The sequence below is a fragment of the Vibrio sp. MMH1-50 genome (genome assembly GCF_022347645.1).
GTDB lineage: Bacteria > Pseudomonadota > Gammaproteobacteria > Enterobacterales > Vibrionaceae > Vibrio > Vibrio harveyi.
The window spans coordinates 148921-165138 of record NZ_JAKRGG010000003.1; the positions used below are offsets into that span (position 1 = coordinate 148921).

General features: G+C 45.5%; 13 protein-coding genes and 2 tRNA genes. All 15 read right to left on the bottom strand.

Annotated features, from left to right (window positions below; all coding sequences use genetic code 11):
* Positions 1-15 precede the first annotated feature (15 nt).
* The 15 genes from nlpI to rlmE all read right to left on the bottom strand — a co-directional run bounded on the left by nlpI (position 16) and on the right by rlmE (position 16149).
* The gene (nlpI, locus tag MHO32_RS04025) at positions 16-939 is read right to left on the bottom strand and encodes a lipoprotein NlpI (protein ID WP_005449143.1); all 924 of its coding nucleotides are present in this window, start codon (positions 937-939) and stop codon (positions 16-18) included.
* Positions 940-1122: 183 nt separating this feature from the next.
* On the bottom strand, positions 1123-3255 hold the full coding sequence (gene pnp, locus MHO32_RS04030) for a polyribonucleotide nucleotidyltransferase (RefSeq protein ID WP_005449145.1): 2133 nt from the start codon (positions 3253-3255) through the stop codon (positions 1123-1125).
* 313 nt (positions 3256-3568) lie between these two features.
* Positions 3569-3838 (bottom strand): 30S ribosomal protein S15, encoded by a 270-nt coding sequence (rpsO, locus tag MHO32_RS04035; RefSeq protein ID WP_005449146.1) that lies wholly within the window; start codon positions 3836-3838, stop codon positions 3569-3571.
* A gap of 149 nt (positions 3839-3987) precedes the next feature.
* A complete protein-coding gene (truB, locus tag MHO32_RS04040) occupies positions 3988-4932 on the bottom strand; it encodes a tRNA pseudouridine(55) synthase TruB (RefSeq protein ID WP_005449147.1) in 945 nt (314 codons plus the stop codon).
* Positions 4932-5339 carry a 30S ribosome-binding factor RbfA gene (gene rbfA, locus MHO32_RS04045; protein ID WP_005449148.1) on the bottom strand — a complete coding sequence of 136 codons (408 nt, stop codon included), beginning with the start codon at positions 5337-5339 and terminating at the stop codon, positions 4932-4934. Before rbfA ends, truB begins: the two co-directional genes overlap by 1 nt.
* A 109-nt stretch (positions 5340-5448) precedes the next feature.
* Entirely contained in the window at positions 5449-8136 is a 2688-nt protein-coding gene (infB, locus tag MHO32_RS04050; protein ID WP_005449149.1) for a translation initiation factor IF-2, read from the bottom strand.
* A 21-nt stretch (positions 8137-8157) separates the two neighbouring features.
* A complete protein-coding gene (gene nusA, locus MHO32_RS04055) occupies positions 8158-9645 on the bottom strand; it encodes a transcription termination factor NusA (protein WP_005449151.1) in 1488 nt (495 codons plus the stop codon).
* A 36-nt stretch (positions 9646-9681) separates the two neighbouring features.
* Positions 9682-10137 carry a ribosome maturation factor RimP gene (gene rimP, locus MHO32_RS04060; protein WP_029790374.1) on the bottom strand — a complete coding sequence of 152 codons (456 nt, stop codon included), beginning with the start codon at positions 10135-10137 and terminating at the stop codon, positions 9682-9684.
* Between the two features lie 231 nt (positions 10138-10368).
* Positions 10369-10445, bottom strand: a tRNA-Met gene (locus MHO32_RS04065).
* A gap of 56 nt (positions 10446-10501) precedes the next feature.
* Positions 10502-10585 (bottom strand) — tRNA-Leu (locus tag MHO32_RS04070).
* Between the two features lie 18 nt (positions 10586-10603).
* Positions 10604-10942, bottom strand: coding sequence for a preprotein translocase subunit SecG (gene secG / locus MHO32_RS04075; RefSeq protein ID WP_005449155.1), 339 nt, complete (start codon positions 10940-10942; stop codon positions 10604-10606).
* A gap of 225 nt (positions 10943-11167) precedes the next feature.
* The gene (glmM, locus tag MHO32_RS04080) at positions 11168-12508 is read right to left on the bottom strand and encodes a phosphoglucosamine mutase (RefSeq protein ID WP_005449157.1); all 1341 of its coding nucleotides are present in this window, start codon (positions 12506-12508) and stop codon (positions 11168-11170) included.
* Between the two features lie 18 nt (positions 12509-12526).
* Positions 12527-13357 (bottom strand): dihydropteroate synthase, encoded by an 831-nt coding sequence (folP, locus tag MHO32_RS04085; protein WP_029790371.1) that lies wholly within the window; start codon positions 13355-13357, stop codon positions 12527-12529.
* Positions 13358-13425: 68 nt separating this feature from the next.
* The gene (gene ftsH, locus MHO32_RS04090; RefSeq protein ID WP_239210707.1) at positions 13426-15411 is read right to left on the bottom strand and encodes an ATP-dependent zinc metalloprotease FtsH; all 1986 of its coding nucleotides are present in this window, start codon (positions 15409-15411) and stop codon (positions 13426-13428) included.
* A gap of 108 nt (positions 15412-15519) precedes the next feature.
* On the bottom strand, positions 15520-16149 hold the full coding sequence (rlmE, locus tag MHO32_RS04095; RefSeq protein WP_005439450.1) for a 23S rRNA (uridine(2552)-2'-O)-methyltransferase RlmE: 630 nt from the start codon (positions 16147-16149) through the stop codon (positions 15520-15522).
* Positions 16150-16218: the final 69 nt, after the last annotated feature.

Genomic DNA, 16218 nt, shown 5'->3' on the forward strand with positions numbered 1-16218 from the left:
TTGAGCGGCTAATGGCTATTTTTCTTCTTGCTTCTGTTGCTCAGCTTTGAGCTTAGCAAGTTGTTCTTGCTGCAACTGATCGTAGATTTGCGCCAGTTCCAAGAAGGAGTAACGGTGCTCTACGTATTCATAAACGTTGAAAGAGATTGCTAGCTTGTACAATGAAATCGCGTCAGCAATATCACCTTCTAGTTGGTAACGCTTACCAAGGTAGAAGTAAGTTTCTGTTAGACGCTCAGCAAGACGGTAGTTTTCACGCGTACCATCCATGATGGCTTTTAACGCTGCGTCATCAGATACATCACGCAACATGATGGCAACTAGAACCCAGCCCCACTCTTCACTGCGATCGCGTTGGTAACGCTTTTCTAGGTTCGCTTTCGCTTGCTCTGGATTTTGTTCTGCTTCGATGATGTACAACCATAACGCGCGGAATGGGTCGCTCGGCATTTCTTGGTAATGCTTGGTCATGTCTTCTAAAGCCAGATCGATACGACCACCATAGTAAAGCGCAATCGCGCGGTTACGCTCTGCGTATGAATTCTCTGGTGCAAGCTCTAATGTCGAATCAAATGCTTCGTAAGCCGCATCAAACTCACCAACTTGAGTGAAATACACCCCTAGTAGGTTAAAGATATCTGGTTGAGCAGGGTTAAGTTGCAAAGACTGATTAAAATCCAAACGGGCAAGATCACGCAAACCAACGCTGTCGTAGTAGTTACCGCGCTCGTAATGCATCTTAGCGCGAACTTCGTCACTCAAATCTGGACGTTGTAATAACTGAGAAAGACGAGCAATCTGGACTTCTTGTTGCACGCTTGGTTGTAGCGGTACCGCCATCGGAGGATAGATCCACTTTTGTGCCGATTGTTGAGAGGTGTTAGCACAACCGGTCAGCGCGATAGCGACACATAAACTTGCGGTTTGAAACCATTTCACTAATTGGTACTCCTGTTTGGACCGCTCTGGGTCTGTTTCTCTTTATGCACTATAGGATATTTAACTTCACTTGAGGCTAAACTTGACGAAACAGGCCAAAAAAAAGGGGAGCGAAAATGCTCCCCTTTTATAGCATGCTTTCAGGCTCTTAAGCTAATAAAAGACCAAAAGTCGAATCTTAGATTACTCGCCTTTAGCTTCAGATGCGTCAGACGCTTCTTCTGCTGGCTTCTCTACTGCTTCTTTCATGCTTAGACGTACGCGACCTTGACGGTCGATTTCAAGAACTTTAACTTGAACTTCTTGACCTTCAGTTAGGTAGTCAGACACTTTCTCAACGCGTTTTTCAGCGATTTGAGAGATGTGTACTAGACCATCTTTACCAGGAAGAACCGTTACGAATGCACCAAAGTCAGCTAGACGTGCAACTTTACCAGTGTAGATACGGCCTACTTCAACTTCAGCAGTGATCTCTTCGATGCGGCGGATAGCTTCTTTCGCTGCTGCACCTTCAGTTGCTGCAATCTTGATCGTACCGTCGTCTTCGATTTCGATAGTAGTACCAGTCTCTTCAGTTAGAGCACGGATAACTGCACCACCTTTACCGATAACGTCTTTGATCTTCTCTGCGCTGATCTTCATTGTGTGAATGCGAGGAGCGAATTCAGAGATGTCTTCACGAGCACCAGAGATAGCTTCATCCATTACAGATAGGATGTGCTTACGTGCGCCTTGAGCTTGGTTAAGCGCAATTTGCATGATCTCTTTAGTGATACCTTCGATCTTGATGTCCATTTGAAGTGCAGTGATACCAGTGTTAGTACCCGCTACTTTAAAGTCCATGTCACCTAGGTGGTCTTCGTCACCAAGGATGTCTGAAAGAACAACGAAGTCGTCGCCTTCTTTAACAAGACCCATTGCGATACCCGCAACAGAAGACTTGATTGGCACACCTGCATCCATAAGAGCAAGAGAAGTACCACATACAGAAGCCATTGATGATGAACCGTTAGATTCAGTGATTTCCGATACAACACGTACTGTGTATGGGAACTCATCAACAGAAGGCATTACTGCTGCGATACCGCGTTTAGCCAGTTTACCGTGACCGATTTCACGACGCTTAGGAGAACCTACAAAACCAGTTTCGCCTACACAGTACGGAGGGAAGTTGTAGTGTAGTAGGAAGTGATCTTTACGCTCACCCGTTAGTTCGTCGATGATTTGAGCATCACGCTGCGTGCCTAGAGTCGCAGTTACTAGCGCCTGAGTTTCACCACGAGTAAATAGTGAAGAACCGTGTGTACGTGGAAGAACACCAGTACGTACGTCTAGCGCACGAACCATGTCTTTTTCACGACCATCAATACGTGGGTTACCAGCGATGATGCTACGACGTACAACTGTCTTCTCTAGATCGTGGAAGATAGTGTGGATTTCTTTTGTGTTTGCTTCTGGATCTTCAGCAAGAAGAACTTCGTTAACTTCACCAGCAATCTCGTGGATGCGGTCGTAACGAGCCATTTTCTCAGTGATTTGGTAAGCTTCAACCAGTTTAGCTTCAGCAAGTTCAGCAATCTTAGTTACAAGCGCTGTGTTTTCTTCTGGTGCAACCCAATCCCAAGCAGGAGTAGCGACTTCAGCTTTGAATTCGTTGATTGCTTTGATTACCGCTTGTTGTTGATCGTGACCGAATACAACAGCAGATAGCATTTCTTCTTCAGTTAGGTTGTCAGCTTCTGATTCAACCATTAGTACTGCAGATTCAGTACCCGCAACAACTAGGTCTAGCTTAGATGCTTCTAGCTCAGTGTTGCTTGGGTTAAGTACTAGCTGACCGTCGATGTGACCAACACGTGCAGCACCGATAGGACCGTTGAACGGGATACCAGAGATAGCTAGCGCAGCAGACGTACCAATCATCGTTGGAATGTCTGGTTGAACGTCTGGGTTCACAGATACTACTGTCGCGATAACTTGAACTTCGTTTTTGAATGCATCTGGGAATAGAGGACGGATTGGACGGTCGATTAGACGAGCCGTTAGCGTTTCGCCTTCAGAAGGACGACCTTCACGCTTGAAGAAACCACCAGGGATTTTACCTGCTGCGTAAGTACGCTCTTGGTAGTTAACTGTTAGAGGGAAGAAGTCTTGACCTTCAACCGCTTCTTTTTTACCAACTACAGAAACGAATACTGCTGTATCGTCCATAGTAACCATTACTGCAGCCGTAGCTTGACGTGCGATAACGCCAGTTTCTAGAGTAACTGTGTGGTTACCGTACTGGAACGTTTTAACAACTGGTTTTTCGAACATTGTTATTCCTTGTTTCCAAGCGCATCGATTGATTTGCTTAGAGAGTATTGATTGATACCCAAGGCATTACGAATCGCGACTAGTAAAAACAAACTAACTTAGTATTCAGTTCACTTTTAATAGTCGCGACCTTTTGGTCGACGAGGTTGACTGTAATGCAATGAGCTTAGTGAAAATCTCTAAACGAGATTAAGCCGCGTGTAGTATAACGGCATAAGTCTGATTTGGCTAAGCTATAGCAGTCAAAATAAGTAACAGGCAACAAAAAAGGGGCATAAAGCCCCTTTTAGACAAACTGCTATGCAGTCGCTTATTAGCGACGTAGGCCTAGACGCTTGATTAGGTCTTGGTAGCGAGCTAGATCTTTACCTTTTAGGTAATCTAGAAGCTTACGACGACGAGAAACCATACGTAGAAGACCACGACGGCTGTGGTGATCGCCTTTGTGTGCTTTGAAGTGACCTTGTAGGTGGTTGATAGAAGCTGTAAGTAGAGCTACTTGAACTTCTGGTGAACCAGTGTCGCCTTCGCCTTGTGCGTATTCTGCAACGATTGCTGCTTTAGTTTCTGCATTCAGAGACATAATTCTCTCCTAATAAGAGTAGGTTAATATTTGTGCCAGCCAATCTCTGATTCAGCCGACACGAGGAGCGCGAATTATAAGGAAGTTTCCTCACTCGCGCAATATAAAAATACCGGCAATGATGCCGGTATTTTTTAAGCTTTGCGAAGTTACTCTTCGTCGCGGAAAACCACTAAACGTTTTGGTGCTACTTTTCCATCGTCGTTAACTTCTGCTACACCGATAAACAGCTTCTCTTCACCAGAAGTCATACGAATTGGCGTACCCTCTGGCGCACCCAACACCTGCACGGGCATACCGTGTTGTACTAGGTTAGTCAGCTCTGCGTTTAGGTTTACCTCGGGTAAATCTTCAACGGCAGTGTCCATTGGCAGTAGCAGTGGATCAAGCAACTCTTTTGGTGCCACTTCATCACGATGCGCTTGCTCAAGCAGCTCATTAAGTTGCTCTAGCGTCACCATTTTTTCGTACGGGTATTTAGCAACACCAGTACGACGAAGCATAGTCACGTGTGCGCCACAACCAAGCATCTCACCTAGGTCATCAACAATTGTACGGATGTAAGTACCTTTTGAGCAGTGCACTTCCATCTCAACTTCATCACCTTCAAAACGGTGAAGTACGATTTCATATACCGTGATCTTGCGAGATTCACGTGGTACTTCAATGCCTTTGCGAGCGTACTCGTACAACGGCTTGCCTTGGTATTTCAATGCTGAGAACATTGAAGGTACTTGGTCTGATTCACCACGGAACGTATCAATGCACGCTTCTAGCTTCTCCAGATTCACATCAATAGGACGTGTCTCTACCACTTCGCCATCAGAGTCAGACGTATCAGTGCGCTCACCCAGTTTTGCGATTACACGGTAGCGCTTGTCTGAATCCAACAAGAACTGAGAAAACTTGGTTGCTTCGCCTAAGCAGATTGGCAACATGCCCGTCGCTAATGGGTCCAATGCACCCGTATGACCCGCTTTCTCAGCAAAGTAGATACGCTTTACTTTTTGCAGTGCATCATTTGAAGAAATACCTGTTGGTTTATCCAACAAGATAACGCCATTAATTGGACGACCTTTACGACGACGAGCCATTACTCTTCCCCTGCCTGATCTTCTTCGCGACCAGAATCTTGTTGTTTGCGTTTATCTTCGCTCACAACTTCAGAAACTAGGTTCGACATGCGCATACCTTCTACTAGCGTGTTATCGTAGTAGAAACGGATTTCAGGCGTTAGACGTAGGCGAATACGCTTACCTAGCATCATTCGGATGTGCACTTCGTGCTCACGTAGCGCTGCTAGGCATGATTCTGGCGTCTGCTCACCCACGCATAGGAAAGTAACGAATACTTTTGCGTAAGCAAGATCTCGTGATACTTCTACATCTGAAATCGTAACCATGCCTAGGCGAGAGTCACGAACTTCGCGTTGAAGGATCATCGCTAGTTCTTTTTGCAGCTGCTGTGATACGCGCTGCGTGCGGCTAAATTCTTTTGACATATTCATTCTCTTAGATAGAAAGAATGGGGGGATGGTCAAGCCAGCCCCCCATGGTGTATTCAACAACCAATTACTATTTGTCTTTCAGACGGTTAGTAATTTTAGTCAATTAGTCTAGAGTACGTTTTACTTCAACGATTTCGAATACTTCGATCTGGTCGCCCACGCGAACGTCGTTGTAGTTCTTAACGCCGATACCACACTCGTAGCCATTCTTAACTTCTTGAACGTCATCTTTAAAGCGACGAAGTGATTCTAGCTCACCTTCGTAGATAACAACGTTGTCGCGTAGAACGCGGATTGGGTTGTTACGCTTAATTAGACCTTCAGTAACCATACAACCAGCGATTGCGCCCAGTTTCGGTGACTTAAATACGTCACGTACTTCAGCAAGACCAATGATTTCTTGCTTGAATTCTGGAGCAAGCATACCGCCCATTGCTTGTTTAACTTCGTCAATCAATTGGTAAATGATTGAGTAGTAACGTAGATCAACGCTTGCTGCTTCAATCGCACGACGAGCAGATGCGTCAGCACGTACGTTAAAGCCAAGGATGATTGCGTTAGAAGCTTCTGCAAGAACTGCATCAGTTTCTGTAATACCACCAACACCAGAACCAACGATGTTTACTTTCACTTCGTCAGTAGACAGTTTCAGTAGTGAGTCAGCAATCGCTTCCACAGAACCTTGTACGTCTGCTTTAAGAACTACGTTTAGCTCAGCAACTTCACCAGCAGTCATGTTAGAGAACATGTTCTCTAGTTTAGATTTCTGCTGACGAGCAAGTTTCACTTCACGGAACTTACCAGCACGGTAGTTCGCTACTTCACGTGCTTTACGCTCGTCACGTACTACTGTTGCTTCGTCACCTGAAGATGGTACGCCTGAAAGACCTAGGATCTCTACAGGGATAGATGGACCAGCTTCTGTGATTTCTTTACCTAGTTCGTCACGCATTGCACGAACACGGCCGTATTCTTGACCACAAAGAACGATGTCGCCTTTGTTTAGCGTACCTGATTGAACAAGTACAGTTGCTACTGGACCACGACCTTTATCTAGACGAGATTCAACAACAACACCAGACGCCATGCCTTCTGCTACAGCTGTAAGCTCTAGAACTTCAGACTGAAGAAGGATTGCTTCTAGAAGACCGTCGATATTTGTACCCTGTTTAGCAGAGATGTGAACGAACATGTTCTCACCACCCCATTCCTCAGGGATTACGTCGTATTGAGCTAGCTCATTCTTAACGTTGTCTGGGTTCGCGTCTTCTTTATCGATCTTGTTCACAGCAACAATCAGAGGAACGCCTGCCGCTTTCGCGTGCTGGATCGCTTCAACTGTTTGTGGCATCACGCCATCGTCTGCTGCTACTACAAGAACAACGATATCTGTCGCTTGAGCACCACGAGCACGCATAGCGGTAAACGCCGCGTGTCCAGGAGTATCAAGGAACGTGATCATGCCGTTATCAGTTTCAACGTGGTAAGCACCGATGTGCTGCGTGATACCGCCCGCTTCGCCTGAAGCAACGTGAGTACGACGGATGTAGTCAAGTGTTGACGTTTTTCCGTGGTCAACGTGACCCATGATTGTTACAACTGGAGCACGAGGTACTGCTTCTGCGTTTGTATCACGATCAGATAGTACTGCTTCTTCCAGTTCGTTCTCTTTACGAAGAACTACCTTGTGACCCATTTCTTCAGCAACAAGTTGTGCTGTTTCTTGGTCGATCACTTGGTTGATAGTCGCCATAGCGCCCATCTTCATCATTACTTTGATAACTTCTGTCGCTTTAACCGACATCTTGTTAGCAAGTTCAGAAAGAACGATTGTCTCACCAATTACTACATCTTGTTTCGCTACAGTCGCAGACTTGTCGAAACCGTGTTGCATAGAAGTTGGTTTAGCAAGTTTGCCTTTGTTACGGCCCTTGCCACCACGTTGGTTACGACCACCGCGTGATTGTTCTTCTTTGCCAGCTGGTTTCTTCTTCTTACGACGTGCACCGCCTTCTTGTTGACGGTCAGCTGCATCTTCAGCTTCACGTGCGTAACGAGAAGTAGTTACGTGGTAGTCAGAGTTCTCTAGCTCTTTCTTCTTAGTCTCTTCTTCAGACCAACGAGCTTCGTTCTCTTCTGCAAGCTTACGAGCTTCTTCAACGAGTTTTGCAGCTTCTTGCTCTGCTTTACGTTGAGCCTCTTGTTCCTGACGTGCTTTTAGCTCATCAGCTTCTTTCTTAGCTTGCGCATTAGCATCCGCATTTTTTGCATTCATTTCTTTCTTAGCCTTATCAGCTTGTGCGCGTTTTGCCTTTTCTTCAGCTTCACGTTTTGCATCCGCTTCACGTTTCGCTTTCTCATCGGCTTCGCGCTGTGCTTTCTCTGCAGCTTCACGTTTGGCTTGTTCTTCAGCCTCACGCTTCGCAAGCTCTTCAGCTTCACGTTTTGCTGCTTCCTCAGCCTCACGTTTTGCGTCGTCTTCGATAGTGCTGCGCTTCACATATGTGCGCTTCTTACGCACTTCTACTTGAACATCCTTACTTTTGCCGCCACCTGCTGCAACACTTAGCGTGCTACGAGTCTTACGTTGAAGCGTCAGTCTAGTAGGTTCAGATTCGCCCGACTTATCGCCGTGCTCTTTCTTCAGGTGAGAGAGAAGCTTCTGCTTCTCCTCATCCGATACATGGTCAGAACTCGCTTTGTTCATGCCAGCGTCAGCAAGTTGTTCCATTAAGCGGTCGACTGGAGTACCAATCTCTTCACTCAGAGCTTTAACTGTTAATTGTGTCATGCCGCTTCCTCCTTGCTGATATTATGCTTCTTCGCCGAACCAACAGATGTTACGTGCAGCCATGATAAGCTCGCCTGCACGCTCTTCTGTCAGGCCTTCAATACCTTCTAAATCGTCGATACCTTGGTCAGCTAGGTCTTCTAGTGTTGCCACGCCTTTAGCTGCCAGTTTAAACGCCATTTCGCGCTCTAGACCTTCAAGACCTAGCAGATCTTCAGCAGGCTCTAGACCTTCGAATGACTCTTCTTGTGCTAGAGCGATTGTCGTTAGTGCGTCTTTCGCACGGCTACGAAGCTCTTCTACAAGCTCTTCGTTCAGACCATCAACTTCTAGTAGTTCGTTAACAGGAACGTACGCAACTTCTTCTAGTGTTGAGAAACCTTCTTCAACAAGCAATTGAGCGAAGTCTTCTTCAATGTCTAGGTACTTCATGAAGTTTTCGATAGACGCTTGAGACTCTTCAGCGTGTTTCTTCTGAAGATCTGCCACAGTCATTACGTTCAGTTCCCAACCAGTTAGTTGAGACGCTAGACGTACGTTCTGACCGTTACGACCGATAGCTTGCGCTAGGTTGTCCGCTTCAACAGCGATGTCCATTGAGTGAGCATCTTCATCAACGATGATAGAAGCAACGTCAGCAGGAGCCATTGCGTTGATAACGAATTGAGCTGGGTTATCGTCCCAAAGAACGATATCAATACGCTCACCACCAAGTTCGCCAGATACTGCTTGAACACGAGCACCGCGCATACCAACACACGCACCTACAGGGTCGATACGTTTGTCATTTGTTTTAACAGCGATCTTAGCGCGAGAACCTGGATCACGTGCAGCGCCTTTCAGTTCGATGATTTCTTCAGCGATTTCTGGCACTTCTACGCGGAATAGCTCAGCCAACATTTCTGGCTTAGAGCGAGTGATGAACAGTTGGAAACCACGCGCTTCAGGAGCAACTTTGTACAGAAGACCACGAACACGGTCACCTGGACGGAAGTTTTCACGAGGAAGTTGGTCATCACGTAGGATTACCGCTTCAGCGTTGTTACCTAGATCAAGTACAACTGTATCGCGGTTCACTTTTTTAACAACACCAGTGATCAGATCACCTTCGTTGTCGATGAACTGTTCTACGATTTGTGCACGCTCTGCTTCACGTACTTTTTGTACGATAACTTGCTTAGCAGTTTGAGTCGTAATACGGTCGAATGTAACTGACGGGATATCGTCTTCTACGAAATCACCTAGTTGAATGTCTGCATCTTCGTATTGTGCAGCTTCTAGAGAGATTTCTTTTGTTGGGTTTTCAACGTCTTCTACAACCAACCAACGGCGGAATGTTTCAAACTCACCTGTTTTACGGTCGATAGCTACACGTACATCGATTTCGATTTCGTATTTTTTCTTTGTAGAAGTCGCTAGAGCAATCTCAAGAGCTTCAAAGATACGCTCACGAGGTACCGCTTTTTCGTTCGATACCGCTTCTGCTACCGCTAAAATTTCTTTACTCATTGTATTTAGCCTCTAAGCTTCAAATTTTTTAGGGAACTAAAATTTAGGGATCAGGTTAGCTTTTGAAATATTACTTAGAGCAAACTCTTCTTGTTGCCCTTCACAAGTAACTGCGATTGTCTCACCATCTACGCTGTGGATAGTACCTTTCCACTTACGACGGTTTGCAACAGCCATTTTCAATACGATGCTGACCTCGTGACCAATAAATTGCTCGTAATGTGCTGCTTTGAAAAGTGGTCTTTCTAAGCCTGGAGAAGAAACTTCTAGGCTGTAAGCAACAGAAATTGGATCTTCAACGTCTAGTACTGCGCTAACCTGATGGCTTACTTCTGCACAAGCATCTACGTTGATACCATTTTCATGGTCGATGTAGATGCGTAACGTTGAGTGCGCACCCGCACGAATAAATTCTAATCCAACCAACTCGTAGCCTGATGCCTCTACTGGAGCTTCAAGCATTTCAGTAAGTTGTCTTTCTAAACCAGTCATTTGAACCACTCCAGAAACAAAAAAAGGGCTCAGAGCCCAATCAAAAAACCAAGCAGTATCTGAGTTCATTTACAAAAACTCAGATAACAAAAAACCCCGAAAGTCGGGGTTTTATGCTGCTGGACCCTGATACGTTAAGAATAGCCAAGAAATGCTTTTCTTAACTCACAGTGTGGTTAGCACTGTGCAAACTTGCCAATCGAATCATCCTTTCCAACTGAAAGAAGAGATTGGTTGCGGGGGCCGGATTTGAACCGACGACCTTCGGGTTATGAGCCCGACGAGCTACCAAGCTGCTCCACCCCGCGTCCGACTTGATGAGCATTATACGCTCACACAAGTGATTTACAAGTTTGTAAATTCATGGTGCCGAGAGAGGGACTCGAACCCTCACACCTAAGGCACTAGCACCTCATGCTAGCGTGTCTACCAATTTCACCATCTCGGCTACATAAACCTTTACAGCTTATTGTGGAATCTCATCACCTGCTGGTGCTGGAACTTCACTTGCTGCATCTTTAACTTGTTCTACAACTGGTTGACCTAGTGTTGGGTCTACCCATTGTGACTCAGTCTTGTGCGTAGACATACGACCAAGTAGCAAGCTAACGATAAAAAATACGGTTGCTAAAATAGCAGTTGTTCGGGTTAAGAAATTACCTGAGCCGCTTGCACCAAACACTGTGTTTGAAGCACCTGCACCGAACGAGGCTCCCATATCTGCGCCTTTACCTTGTTGAATCAACACAAGGCCAATCACACCAAGCGCCGCCAACAGGTAAATCACAAGTAGAACTGAAAACATTTTTTTCCACCTATGTTCCAAATTGTTGAGCCAGCGCCGTTCAAAAACAATCGTGTTTATTTATGAACAAGGCTAGCGACCTCCTAACGGGAGGCGGAGCAATACTAGCGAAAGCCAGTAACGCTGACAAGGGAAAATTAGTAAAAAGTCACCACTAACGCATTAAGCGCTCAAAAAAAGGGCAAAAGATGCCCTTTTCTCTCGCAAAACAGGTTAAAGCAATGATTAACAACTTGCTTTTACAGCTTCTGCAATCTTAAGCGCAGAGCTTTGTACAAGTTCAGCATCTTCACCTTCTACCATGACTCGGATTAGAGGCTCTGTACCAGATTTACGTAGTAATACGCGACCTTTGTCACCAAGCTCAGCTTCCACTTCCGCTACTGAGTCTAGTACAACCTGCGCTTCAAGTGGGTTGCTTTGACCTGCAAAACGCACGTTTTCTAGTACCTGAGGATAAAGCGTCATGCCTTGTGACAAGTCGTGTAGTGTCATATCACTGCCAACTACAGAAGCAAGAACTTGCAGTGCAGCAACAATTGCATCACCCGTAGTGACTTTGTCTAGTAAGATAACGTGACCTGAGTTTTCAGCGCCAATCTTCCAGCCTTTAGCAAGTAGTTGCTCCATCACGTAACGGTCACCAACTGCGGCACGAACAAATGGGATACCCAGTTGTTTTAGACCATTTTCCATACCTAGGTTGGTCATTAGCGTACCAACAACACCGCCTTTTAGTTCGCCACGACGCAGAGCATCACGAGCGATAATGTAGGCAATTTGGTCGCCGTCAATCTTGTTGCCCAAATGGTCAACCATCATGATGCGGTCGCCATCACCATCGAATGCAAGACCAAGGTGAGCTTGCTCTTCCACAACACGCTTTTGTAGGGCACGAACGTCTGTCGCACCGACTTCTGCATTGATGTTAGTGCCGTTTGGCTCAACACCCATAGCAATCACTTCTGCACCTAACTCTTTGAATACGTTAGGAGCGATGTGGTAAGTCGCACCATGTGCACAGTCAACAACGATCTTAAGGTTTGCTAGGCTAAGTTCTGACGGGAAGGTGCTCTTACAAAATTCAATATAACGACCCGCGGCGTCATTAAGGCGAGTTGCTTTACCAAGTTCAGCAGACTCTACACATTCGATATCTTTATCTAGCTCAGCTTCAATAGCCAGTTCGATGTCATCAGGAAGTTTAGTACCCTCAGATGAGAAGAACTTAATGCCATTATCGTAGTATGGGTTATGTGACGCTGAAATAACGATACCAGCTTCCGCTCGGAAAGTTTGTGTTAGGTATGCAACTGCTGGCGTTGGCATCGGACCAGTAAAGGTAGCCTTTAGACCTGCCGCAGCAAGACCAGCTTCAAGTGCAGACTCAAGCATGTAACCTGAAATACGGGTATCTTTACCGATGATAACTTTCTTAGTGCCTTGTTTTGCTAGTACACGACCAGCCGCCCAGCCAAGCTTTAGTACAAAGTCCGGAGTAATTGGGTATTGTCCTACTTTCCCGCGTACACCGTCAGTACCAAAATAACGTCTTTTATCAGACATAAAATTTCCTTAATTCTTTTAGATATTATTGTTCGTCATCTCAACAACTTTCATTGCCTCAATGGTTTCTTCAAAGTCATGTACTCGAATGATCTGCGCACCTTTCATCGCAGCAATTGTCGCGCAGACAACGCTAGCATTTGCGCATTCTGCTGCTGGTTTTTCCAACAATTTAAAGATCATTGATTTACGTGACATACCGGCCAAAATTGGCAGACCGAATTCATGAAACTTATCGAGGTGTGCCAGCATATGATAATTGTGTTCAATGGTTTTGCCAAAGCCAAAACCTGGATCAAGAATAAGTTGAGACTTATCGATGCCCACAGACTCACAGGCAGCAATGCGTTCTTGAAGAAATGCAGAGACATCATCCATCAGATCATCGTATTGAGGATTAGTCTGCATAGTGCGCGGTTGACCTTTCATATGCATCAAGCAAATAGGAAGGTTTGCTTTCGCGGCAACTTCTAACGCCCCCGGCTCTTGGAGAGCACGCACATCGTTAATCAAGTCTGCCCCAGCTTCAATAGCTTGACGCATGACTTCCGCTTTACTGGTATCAATAGAAATCCACACATCATGTTTTGCGCGAATCGCTTTGATTACAGGGACCACACGCTGCAACTCATCTTCTAATGCAACATCTGGAGCCCCTGGACGCGTAGACTCCCCGCCAACATCAATAATGCTAACGCCAGCAGCAATCATTTTTTCGACTTGAGCAAGTGCACGCTCTAACGAGTTGAATTTACCACCATCAGAAAACGAGTCTGGAGTGACATTGAGGATCGCCATAACATGCGGGTGGGAAAGGTCGAGAGATTTGTTGTTTGCTTTAATAATCATAGCTTTAATAATCACAACAGAAACAAAAACCCCGAGCCTAACTCGGGGTTTTTTATTAACGCTACTCTTTATTCAGAGTCTTTCTTTTCTGGAGCTTCACTTGAAGTCGCTTCTTGAGACGTTGGTTGCTCTACCGGTTTAGTCGGTTCAACTGGTTTCTCTTTCTCTTCCGCTTTCACTTCAGGTTTAGCCTGAGGCTTATCATTATCTTCTGGTTTGTTTGCAGGCTTATCACCCCAACCAGCAGGTTCACGAATCTCAGTCTTACGCTCCATCAGGTCATCAATCTGGCCAGCATCAATGGTTTCATACTTCATTAGCGCATCTTTCATCGCATGCATGATGTCCATGTTGTCTTCCAGAATTTGCTTCGCACGGTCGTAGTTGCGGTCGATGATCTTACGAACTTCATCATCGATTAGCTTCGCTGTGTCATCAGACATATGTTTAGTCTGTGTCACGCTACGTCCTAGGAACACTTCACCTTCTTCTTCCGCATATAGAAGCGGACCAAGTTTTTCAGAGAAGCCCCATTGCGTCACCATCTTACGAGCAATATCAGTTGCACGCTCGATATCGTTCGATGCACCCGTCGATACTTTATCAGCACCGTAGATTAGCTCTTCAGCAAGACGACCACCGTACAAACTAGAAACCATAGATTCTAGGTGTTGGCGAGACATGCTCACACGGTCTTGCTCTGGTAGGTACATAGTCACACCAAGCGCACGACCACGTGGAATGATAGAGACTTTATACACAGGGTCATGTTCTGGTACTAGGCGACCAACAATCGCGTGACCTGCTTCGTGGTAAGCTGTTGACTCTTTTACTTCTTCAGACATCACCATTGAACGGCGCTCTGCACCCATCATGATTTTGTCTTTCGCTAGTTCAAATTCAACCATAGAAACGTTGCGCTTGTTACCACGCGCAGCAAATAGGGCTGCTTCGTTTACTAGGTTTGCTAAGTCAGCACCAGAGAAGCCAGGTGTACCACGTGCGATTAGAGAAGGCTCTACGTCACCTGCTAGAGGTACTTTGCGCATGTGTACTTTAAGAATCTGTTCACGACCACGTACGTCTGGAAGACCAACAACAACTTGACGGTCAAAGCGACCAGGACGCAGTAGTGCTGGGTCCAACACGTCTGGACGGTTAGTCGCTGCGATAACAATGATACCTTCGTTACCTTCGAAACCATCCATTTCAACGAGCATTTGGTTTAGGGTTTGTTCACGTTCATCGTGACCACCACCTACACCAGCACCACGCTGACGACCTACTGCATCAATCTCATCGATAAAGATGATACAAGGTGCCGCTTTCTTCGCTTGTTCGAACATGTCACGCACACGAGACGCACCAACACCAACAAACATTTCTACGAAGTCAGAACCAGAGATAGTAAAGAAAGGCACTTTTGCTTCACCAGCAATGGCTTTCGCTAGAAGCGTTTTACCAGTACCTGGAGGACCAACCATAAGTACACCTGTCGGGATCTTACCGCCCAATTTTTGGAATCGGCTTGGATCGCGTAGGTAGTCAACCAGTTCTTTAACGTCTTCTTTTGCTTCATCACAACCTGCGACATCCGCAAAAGTCGTCTTGATCTGCTCTTCGCTCATCATACGAGCTTTGCTCTTACCGAAAGACATGGCGCCTTTACCGCCGCCGCCTTGCATTTGACGCATGAAGAAAATCCACACACCAATCAGTAAGATCATAGGGAACCAAGAAATGAAGATTGTGCCAAGTAAGCTTTGCTCTTCAGGAGGCGTACCTTGCACTTTCACGTTTTGGTTAATTAGGTCATCTAGAAGCTTTTGATCGTACACAGGCATGTAAGTGACCATTTTGGCACCGCCGCCACGACGAACAAAACTAATTTCACCGTCTTTAAAAGTTGCTTCTTGAATCTGGCCTTGGCCAACTTCCTGTACAAACGTGGTGTAATCCACGGTTCTGCCATTGCTCTCTCCAGGGCCAAAGCTCTGGAATACCGACATCAACACGACAGCGATAACAAGCCACAGAATTAAATTTTTTGCCATGTCACTCAAGGTGTCAGCCTCTCGATAACTAATTGTAATTAAAGGTAGGGTACTACAGTTTATTAGCTGTAGCTATAGTGTTAACCATGCTCTAAACGAGCGAAATAGTTAACCTTTGTAACCAGTGGCTACAACAAAGACTTCTCGTGAGCGAGCTCGCGATGAGTCTGGTTTTCTGATTTTTACGACTTTAAACATGTCTCGGACTTCTTTCACAAATTGATCGAAGCCTTCACCCTGGAAAACCTTTACGACAAAGCTACCATTAGGTGCTAGAACTTGTCGACACATATCTAAAGCCAATTCAACTAAATACATAGCTCGTGGCTGATCTACGGAATTGTTACCAGCGATGTTTGGAGCCATATCAGACATTACTACGTCCACCATCGAAGGTTGGATTCTTTCCAATAGAGCGTCTAAAACCGCCTCGTCACGAAAGTCACCTTGCAAAAAGCTTACACCAGCGATTGGATCCATAGGTAATAAGTCACATGCGATGATTTGACCTTCTTCACCTATTATCTTAGCAGCATATTGAGACCATCCACCTGGAGCGGCGCCTAAATCGACGACTGTCATCCCAGATTTCAACAATTTATCTTTTGTTTGGATCTCTTCAATTTTGAAGTAAGCACGAGAACGATAGCCTTTTTTACGAGCTTCGTTCGCATATTTATCGTCAAAGTGTTCTTTCAACCAACGACCAGAACTAGCCGAATGTTTTTGTTTACTCATCTTAATCCCAACAAGGCGTAATTAGGAGCTATTGTTTTAATAGGCTCAACCTATTACTCAATAAATTAT

Excerpts from the sequence above, each read along its gene's own strand:
- rimP (WP_029790374.1), bottom strand. The coding sequence starts at position 10,137 with ATGACTGGTTTAGAAAGACAACTTACTGAAATGCTTGAAGCTCCAGTA.
- rbfA (WP_005449148.1), bottom strand. The coding sequence starts at position 5,339 with ATGTCAAAAGAATTTAGCCGCACGCAGCGCGTATCACAGCAGCTGCAA.
- glmM (WP_005449157.1), bottom strand. The coding sequence starts at position 12,508 with ATGTCTGATAAAAGACGTTATTTTGGTACTGACGGTGTACGCGGGAAA.
- rpsO (WP_005449146.1), bottom strand. The coding sequence starts at position 3,838 with ATGTCTCTGAATGCAGAAACTAAAGCAGCAATCGTTGCAGAATACGCA.
- nusA (WP_005449151.1), bottom strand. The coding sequence starts at position 9,645 with ATGAGTAAAGAAATTTTAGCGGTAGCAGAAGCGGTATCGAACGAAAAA.
- folP (WP_029790371.1), bottom strand. The coding sequence starts at position 13,357 with ATGATTATTAAAGCAAACAACAAATCTCTCGACCTTTCCCACCCGCAT.
- secG (WP_005449155.1), bottom strand. The coding sequence starts at position 10,942 with ATGTTTTCAGTTCTACTTGTGATTTACCTGTTGGCGGCGCTTGGTGTG.
- rlmE (WP_005439450.1), bottom strand. The coding sequence starts at position 16,149 with ATGAGTAAACAAAAACATTCGGCTAGTTCTGGTCGTTGGTTGAAAGAA.
- infB (WP_005449149.1), bottom strand. The coding sequence starts at position 8,136 with ATGACACAATTAACAGTTAAAGCTCTGAGTGAAGAGATTGGTACTCCA.
- ftsH (WP_239210707.1), bottom strand. The coding sequence starts at position 15,411 with ATGGCAAAAAATTTAATTCTGTGGCTTGTTATCGCTGTCGTGTTGATG.
- pnp (WP_005449145.1), bottom strand. The coding sequence starts at position 3,255 with ATGTTCGAAAAACCAGTTGTTAAAACGTTCCAGTACGGTAACCACACA.
- truB (WP_005449147.1), bottom strand. The coding sequence starts at position 4,932 with ATGGCTCGTCGTCGTAAAGGTCGTCCAATTAATGGCGTTATCTTGTTG.